The 7,318-nt window shown below is 68.7% G+C and carries 8 protein-coding genes; 5 read left to right on the forward strand and 3 right to left on the reverse strand.

Going from position 1 to position 7,318, the window contains the following annotated elements:
* Positions 1-163 precede the first annotated feature (163 nt).
* The 4 genes from VF647_01730 to VF647_01745 all read left to right on the forward strand — a co-directional run bounded on the left by VF647_01730 (position 164) and on the right by VF647_01745 (position 3,257).
* A complete protein-coding gene (locus tag VF647_01730; GenBank protein ID HEX8450782.1) occupies positions 164-967 on the forward strand; it encodes a nucleotidyltransferase family protein in 804 nt (267 codons plus the stop codon).
* Between the two features lie 11 nt (positions 968-978).
* Positions 979-1,740 carry a TIGR04290 family methyltransferase gene (locus tag VF647_01735; protein ID HEX8450783.1) on the forward strand — a complete coding sequence of 254 codons (762 nt, stop codon included), beginning with the start codon at positions 979-981 and terminating at the stop codon, positions 1,738-1,740.
* Positions 1,741-2,061: 321 nt separating this feature from the next.
* Positions 2,062-2,295, forward strand: coding sequence for a hypothetical protein (locus VF647_01740; GenBank protein ID HEX8450784.1), 234 nt, complete (start codon positions 2,062-2,064; stop codon positions 2,293-2,295).
* 134 nt (positions 2,296-2,429) lie between these two features.
* Positions 2,430-3,257, forward strand: coding sequence for an SDR family oxidoreductase (locus VF647_01745; protein HEX8450785.1), 828 nt, complete (start codon positions 2,430-2,432; stop codon positions 3,255-3,257).
* A gap of 365 nt (positions 3,258-3,622) precedes the next feature.
* Here VF647_01745 and VF647_01750 read toward each other — a convergent pair whose 3' ends face one another.
* Complete coding sequence (locus VF647_01750; GenBank protein ID HEX8450786.1) at positions 3,623-4,111, reverse strand: DinB family protein; 489 nt, start codon at positions 4,109-4,111, stop codon at positions 3,623-3,625.
* Positions 4,112-4,113: 2 nt separating this feature from the next.
* Positions 4,114-4,680 carry a hypothetical protein gene (locus tag VF647_01755; protein HEX8450787.1) on the reverse strand — a complete coding sequence of 189 codons (567 nt, stop codon included), beginning with the start codon at positions 4,678-4,680 and terminating at the stop codon, positions 4,114-4,116.
* Between the two features lie 133 nt (positions 4,681-4,813).
* On the opposite strand from VF647_01755, the gene VF647_01760 reads away from it, so the two are divergent.
* Positions 4,814-6,169: an APC family permease gene (locus VF647_01760; GenBank protein ID HEX8450788.1), complete on the forward strand. Its 1,356-nt coding sequence runs from the start codon at positions 4,814-4,816 to the stop codon at positions 6,167-6,169.
* A 55-nt stretch (positions 6,170-6,224) separates the two neighbouring features.
* Here the strand turns inward: VF647_01760 and VF647_01765 are convergent, their stop codons facing one another.
* Positions 6,225-6,752 (reverse strand): hypothetical protein, encoded by a 528-nt coding sequence (locus VF647_01765; GenBank protein ID HEX8450789.1) that lies wholly within the window; start codon positions 6,750-6,752, stop codon positions 6,225-6,227.
* Positions 6,753-7,318 lie beyond the last annotated feature (566 nt).

Below are 7,318 nucleotides of genomic sequence, written 5' to 3' on the forward strand. Positions count from 1 at the left end.
AGGCGATGGCGGCGCTCGCGGTGCCGCACGAGGAGCTGGCGAGGATCGCGCGGGCCGCGCGTGAGCGGACGCTGGAGGAGCACACCTCCGACCGGCGCGCGGAGGAGCTGGTGAGGGCGGTGGAGGCGGCGAACGAGCAGGCTCTCGCGATGGAGGTGTGAGGATGTGGGGAATCATCCCGGCCGCGGGCGCCGGAACCAGGATCCAGCCGCTGGCCTTCTCCAAGGAGCTCCTCCCCGTGGGGAGCCGCTTCGACGGCGTCGTGGAGCGGCCGCGCGCCGTGAGCGAGTACCTGGTGGAGCGCATGATCCGCGGCGGCGCGGACAAGATCTGCTTCGTCATCTCGCCCGGGAAGTCGGACATCCTGGGCTACTACGGCGGCGGCGTGGGGAGCGCGCACGTGTGCTATGCCGTGCAGCCCAAGCCCGCCGGCCTCTGCGACTCCATCTTCCGCGCCCTTCCCCTCCTCGCCGAGGACGAGACGGTGCTGGTGGGGCTCCCGGACACCATCTGGTTTCCCGAGGACGGGCTGCGCGACCTTCCGGACGGCGCGTTCTCCTTCCTCCTCTTCCCGGTGGAGCGCCCCGAGTTCTTTGACGCCGTGGTGACGGACGAGACGGGGCGCGTGCGCGAGATCCAGGTGAAGCAGCCGGGCGCGGAGAGCCACTGGGTGTGGGGCGCGTTCAAGCTCCCCGTCGCCATCCTGCGCGAGCTGCACGACCTGTGGCTGGAGCGCGGCCGGCGCGACGAGTACATCGGCACGCTGGTCAACGCCTGGCTGGCGCGGGGCGGGGAAGCGCTGGGCATCCCCGCCGGCGAGTCGTACGTGGACGTGGGGACGCTTCACGGCTACCGCGAGGCGATCCACCTGCTGGAGGAGCGCCCGGCACCCTCCGGGCTCCCGACCGTGGCGGCCTTCGTGTCCGCCGTACCCGCGCCCCCGCCCGTGGCGGAGGTGTCCCTTTGAACGCGACGGAAATGACCGCAGCTTCCATGACCCCGCAGGAGGTCCGCGAGCAGGTGGAGCGGCTCGGCCCCTGGTTCCACAACCTGGAGCTGATGGGGGTGCGCACCGCGCCGAACCACTTCCTGGGCGACTACCCCGCGATGAAGTTCCGCAACTTCGCCCACGCCATTCCCGCGGACCTCTCGGGGAAGTCGGTGCTGGACGTGGGGTGCAACGCCGGCTTCTACTCCATGGAGATGAAGCGGCGCGGCGCGGCGCGCGTGGTGGGGATCGACAGCGAGGACCTGTACCTGGAGCAGGCGCGCTTCGCCACCGCCGTCAACGGGATGACGGACATCGAGTTCCACAAGATGTCCGTCTACGACGTGGCGTCGCTGGGCGAGAAGTTCGACTTCGTCATCTTCATGGGCGTCCTCTACCACCTGCGCCACCCGCTCCTCGCGCTGGACCTGCTGCGCGAGCACGTGGTGGGCGACCTGATGCTCTTTCAGAGCATGCTGCGCGGCTCCAAGGACGTGGAGCCGGTGGCGGCGGACTACGAGTTCCAGGAGGAGGAGCACTTCGACCGCCCCGGGTACCCGAAGATGCACTTCATAGAGCACCGCTACGCGCACGACCCCACTAACTGGTGGGCGCCCAACCGCGCCTGCGCCGAGGCGATGCTGCGCAGCTCCGGCTTCGAGATCGTGCAGCAGGCCGAGGACGAGGTTTTCCTCTGCCGCCGCGCGGAGATCACGGATGGCCAGCCGCGGGCGGTGTACCCGGCGCGGTAGGGCCCCACCCCCAGCGTCGCTCCGCGACGCTTCCCCCTCCCCCACAACTGCCTGGGGGAGGGGGTTTTTGCGTGCATCTGCCCGACCTGCGGCCCGCCGCCCGGCGCCGATCCTCGTAGGGGCGGACCTGCGTGTCCGCCCACCCTTAACCGTGTCTCGATCCCTGCCCTCTGGCCGCGGTTCCCACGTTCGGACACCTCGCGCGTTTCGCGGCTAATCCGCCGTTCATGTATGTCTTGCAACCTTTACGGGTCCGCTTCCGTCCTATATCGCGAGCACCACGGTGTGCTCCTGAAACCTGAAACCTGAATGGAGGTTGTAATGTCCGCCAAGATCGCCACCGTCGTCCGCTACGTGTTCGTGTCCACCATGGTTACCGGCCTGATCGTCGCCGGGATCGATTCGGCTTCGGGGAGCGAGGAGCGCCTCGGCCTGACCGAGTGCGGCTGGGAGGGGAATCCCTGCGAGCTCGCCCCGCTGGTGGTGAAGGCCCCGCGCACGCAGGTCGCCACTCCGCAGGATGATGCCAGCGAGACGCTGATTGCGCAGCGCTGACTTCCGGCGAAACCTCCAACGCCGCTCCGCGCGGCGCGAGGATCGTCCACGATGAACGGCCCCCTCCGGTTTCCGGCGGGGGCCGTTTCATTGCATCTTGCCGCAGGATGCCAACGATTCAAGGAGACGGCGTGATGGAGCGTGTGCTGATCGCGGGGTGCGGATACGTGGGCTCGGCGCTGGCGGCGCGCCTCGCCGCGGACGGGGACGAGGTGTGGGGGATGCGCCGCTCGCCCGACGGCCTCCCCGCGGGTGTGCGCCCGCTCGCGGCGGACCTGCGCGACCCGGCGACGCTGGCGGGGGTGCCGGAGGGGCTCACCACCGTCTTCTACACGGCGGCGGCGGATGGAGGGTCGGAGGACGATTACCGTGCGGTGTACGTGGACGGCCCGCGCAACCTGCTCGCGGCGCTCAAGGCGCAGGGGCAGCGGCCACGGCGCGTCATCTTCACCTCCAGCACCGGCGTGTACGCCCAGTGCGGCGGCGAGTGGGTGGACGAGGATTCGCCGGCCGAGCCGGCCGGATTCCGCGGGCGCACGATGCTGGAGGGGGAGTCGATCGTCCTCGGGGGCCCGTTTCCTGGCGTGGTGCTGCGGCTGGGCGGGATCTACGGGCCCGGCCGCACGAGCTACATCGACCGCGTGCGCTCCGGCGCGGCCGAGTGCACGGCCGTCACCACGTACACCAACCGCATCCACCGCGACGACTGCGCCGGCGCGCTCCGCCACCTGATGCACCTACCGTCGCCGGAATCGATCTACATCGGCGTGGACCGAGAGCCGGCGGAGAGCTGCGAGGTCCTGCACTGGCTCGCGGCCACACTGGGCCAGCCTGCGCCCCGCCGCGCGGAGGTCGCCGTTGCCCCGCGCAGCAACAAGCGCTGCGGCAGCGACCGGCTCGCGTCGTCCGGTTATACGTTTCGCTATCCCACGTACCGCGAAGGGTTTGCGGCGCTGTTGTGATCCTGCCGCGGGAGAGGGGTCCTGCGAATGGCCGGGCACGGGCAGACACGTGGGTCTGCCCCTAGGGGATCCTGTGTGCGTGGTCGGTGGTCACGGTAGCGCAGAGGTGGGTCACGCCCATACGGGATCTCTGTGGGTAAGGCGGTCACACGGTAGGGCAGAGGTGGGCGTGATGAATCACGCCCACGGGATCTGTGTGCGTGGGGCGGCGGTCAGGGTAGGGCGGAGGTGGGCGTGATGATGAACCACGCCCATACGGGATCGGTGTGCGTGGGGCGGCGGTCAGGGGAGGGCAGAGGTGGGCGGGATGAATCACGCACGTACGGGATCTGTGTGCGTAAGGCGGGTGGCGGTGCGGCGCAGGTTCACTCGTCGGCGAAGGCTTTTTTCAGCAGTGAGATCTGGGCAGTGTGGGCGAGGTTGTGCTGGACGATGCCGTGGAGGAGGACGTAGTAAGTCACTCCGCTGCCGAGAGGGGCGTCGCGCGCTTCGCCGAGGATCTCGCCAAGGGCGGCGACGGGGAAGCGCTCCACCTCGTCGAGCAGCTCGCGATGGGCTGCTTCGAGGCGCGCCACCGCCTCGCGCCACGCGTCGTCGGTAGGGTGAGGCGGAGCGGGCCAGTCGCCGTCTTCGGGCTCGTGCGCGACGCGGGTGCGCAGGCGGCGGAGGACCTCGCGCTGCCAGCTCGTCATGTGCAGCACGATCTCCCAGATGGTGTGCGCACGCGGGATCGGGCGATGCGACGCCTGCTCGGCCGTCACGCCGCGCAGCACCGTCATGGTAGGGTCGCCGTACCACGCGTCGCCGTCGTGCGCGCGGGCGAGCTGGTCGGCGATGGCGCGGACCTCGTTCATGTTCAGCCGGGCTCGAGGGAGGTGAAGACGACCATCGCGCAGAACGCCATCAGCATCACGATGTTGATGACGGCGTGGAAGCGCGGATGGCGAACGAGCGCGCCGCTCAGCATCAACAGGAGGAAGCTGGCTTCGAAGGGGCGGTCCTGGGTGAGCAGCGGGGCGCCCTGCACGGCGACGTTGCGCACGAAGTTGGCCGTTACCGCCGCCGCGCCAACCGCAAAGAACCAGGGGCGCACCGAGTAGTAGTGGTCGTACATCGACACGGTCGCCAAGTCGTCGTCGAAGTCGGGGAAGACCAGCACCGCTAGCAGGTACAGGAGGATGGGGGCGAGCAGGAAGACGAGGAACGAGAAGAAGTTGCCTAGAATCGCCTCGTCGTAGTCGTAGGTGGACCACCAGAACTGGACGTGCGCCAGGAAGGCCACCGCCGCGGCCAGCAGCGACACCCAGTAGACCCTCACGCGCTCGCGTGCCACGATCAGCCGCGCGACGCTGGAGAGGAGGTGCGAGAGCCCCATCCCGATGATGATGGAGACGAGGACGGAGAGGTATTCGGCTTTGTTCATCGAGGGAATGCGGAAGGCTGGGGTTGGCGCAGGGTACGCGTCCGCCCCCGCCCGCGCAACGATGGCGGTTGTGAAAGCCCGCGGCGAACGCCACATTCCCGCGCCCGCAACCTCCCGCCCGAAAGCTTCCGCCGTGACCACCATCGCCGCCCCCGTCCCCGCCACGCCACTCCCCGGCCTGCGCCGCGGGCTCTCCACTATGGCGCTGGTGTTCGTGATGTACTTCAACACCTCCGGCGGCGCGTTCAGCCTGGAGGGGCTGGTCGCGGAGGTGGGGCCGGGCGCGTCGCTCCTCATCCTGCTGCTGGTGCCGCTGGTGTGGGCGATCCCGGAGACGATGATCGTGGCCGAGCTGTCCAGCATGCTCCCGGTGGAGGGCGGCTACTACCGCTGGGTGCAGCGCGCGTTCGGCCGCTTCGCCGCCTTTCAGAACGGGTGGATGACGTGGGTCTACTCGCTGCTGGACATGGCGATCTACCCCGTGCTCTTCAACCAGTACCTCGCCTTCTTTTTCCCCGGTCTCCCCACGCGGTCGCAGTGGCTGGTGGCGCTGGCGGTGATCTGGATCGCGACCGCCGTCAACCTGCGTGGTGCCGTGCGCGTGGGATGGATGTCGGTAGCGTGCGGGATATTCGTGATGGCGGGCTTCCTGGCACTCGCCGTCGCGTCGATCCCCAACGCGTCGCACGCGCCGTGGCGGCCGTTCACCGGCGCGCAGGGCGGCGGGATCGGCTCGCTGGGGGTGGCCCTCTCCATCGCCCTGTGGAACTTCAGCGGGTGGGACAACGCGTCGACGGTGCAGGGCGAGGTGGAGGATGCCGCCCGCGCTTACCCGCGCGCGTTGGCGATCGCGCTGCCGCTGGTGCTCGCGGGCTACCTCGTCCCCCTCCTCGCCACCCTCTCCGCCAGCGACTGGACGAAGTGGGAGGAGGGCGCCTGGCCCCGGATCGCGGTGGACTCGGCGGCGTGGGGCGGGGGAGCGATCGGCGTGTGGCTGGCGGTCGCTGGGATGGTGAGCGCCGTCGCCCTCTTCAACTCGCTGCTGATGACCTACTCGCGCATCCCGCTGGTGATGGCCGCGGACGGTTACCTCCCGGAGCGGCTCGCGCGGCTGGATGCACGCGGCACGCCGCGCAACGCGGTCCTCGTCTCCGCCGTCTTCTACTCGCTCTTCTCGCTCCTGCCGTTCGGCCACCTGATCGTCGCGGACATCCTGCTGTACGCCTTTGCGCTCTTCATGGAGTTCGCGGCGCTGATCGCGCTGCGCGTGCGCGAGCCGGAGCTGCGCGGGCCGTTCCGCATTCCGCTGGGCACCGGCGGCGTGGCGGTGCTCGCCCTCGTCCCCGCGCTGGTGCTGACGGGTGTGACGGTCGTCGGGCTGCAGGACCCCGAGATGGGCGCCCCCGCCATTTTCAGCGCGCTGGGTGCCGCGGCGCTGGGGCCGCTGATGTACCGCCTGGCGCGCGGGCGGACGGCGCCGGACGCGTGAAGCCCCTCCCGCGCGAGTGCGGAGGAGGGGCTTTACGTGTGCAAGCCGATCGCCTTCAGCCTTCCGGCGGATCGTTCGGGATGGGGTTGCCGTCGGCGTCCAGCGGGCGCTTCGACAGGTCCTCGCCGGTGTACTCGGCATCCAGCATCTTCTGAAGCCAGCTCCGCAGGCGATCCGCGGAGGCGGGGACCTCGTCGGGGTGGCGCTTCGCGAGCTCCACGAGCTTCTCGATCTCCGCTCGGGCCTCGGCGTGGCCCTGGGAGAGCATCTCGCTCAGGAGCGGGAGCGGCTTCGGCGTGCCGTACGGCGTCCCCTTCTCGGCCACGTACCCCCAGGGGTGTCTCTTCAAAAACAAGCGCCGGAGCGCCACGATGGTGGTGCGTTCTGCCCGTCCGATTCCGGCCGCGAACTTCCGGATCGTCTCAGGCGAGAGCGTTATCTCGCTGCCGTCCGGAATACGGGTGGCGTCCGGAAGCAAGGCGGCAACCTCGCGGAAGCCGATGCGATCGGCCAACTGCGTCACCCACTCGCGGATGACTTCATCCGGAACGTCATCCGGCCGGTGGCTCCGCTCGTAGCGCACGGGCGGAACCGGCGGAACGGGCGTATCTGGCTCCCGCCCGTCCGATCGTCCACTTTGACCACTCGTTGGGGTATTCATAGGCAATGCTAATCGCGCCACTCCAAAGCGGCAAGAGTGGACTGAAGCATCGTGCGAACTCCGCCACGTAGCGTACAGACAGAGGTCTCACGCGGAGACGCGGAGGCGCAGAGAGGGCTGTAACTGCCGTTTCACACAGAGCCACAGAGGGGAACAGCAAGAAGGAGAGGGCACGGTGTTCCTCCGTGCCCTCTCCGTTTACCTCTGCGTCTCTGTGCAGGGGTTCGACAGTAAAAGGTACACGCGAGAGACGGAATTGGCGCCAATGCTGGACTTTTATACCCGAAATCGTTGGATTTGCCGAAAACTTGTTGTACATGGATTTATAATTCACCTTGACTCCGCATCAGGATATCATCTATCCTGTTGCACATGTACCTCCGCGAAGTCGTCTCACCGCGCAAGCGCGGCCCTGACACCCGCTACCTCCAGCTCGTCGAAGGCGAGCGGGACGCGCAGGGCCGTGTTCAAACCCGCATCCTTCACTC

It is taken from the genome of Longimicrobium sp., from assembly GCA_036387335.1.
Taxonomy (GTDB): domain Bacteria; phylum Gemmatimonadota; class Gemmatimonadetes; order Longimicrobiales; family Longimicrobiaceae; genus Longimicrobium.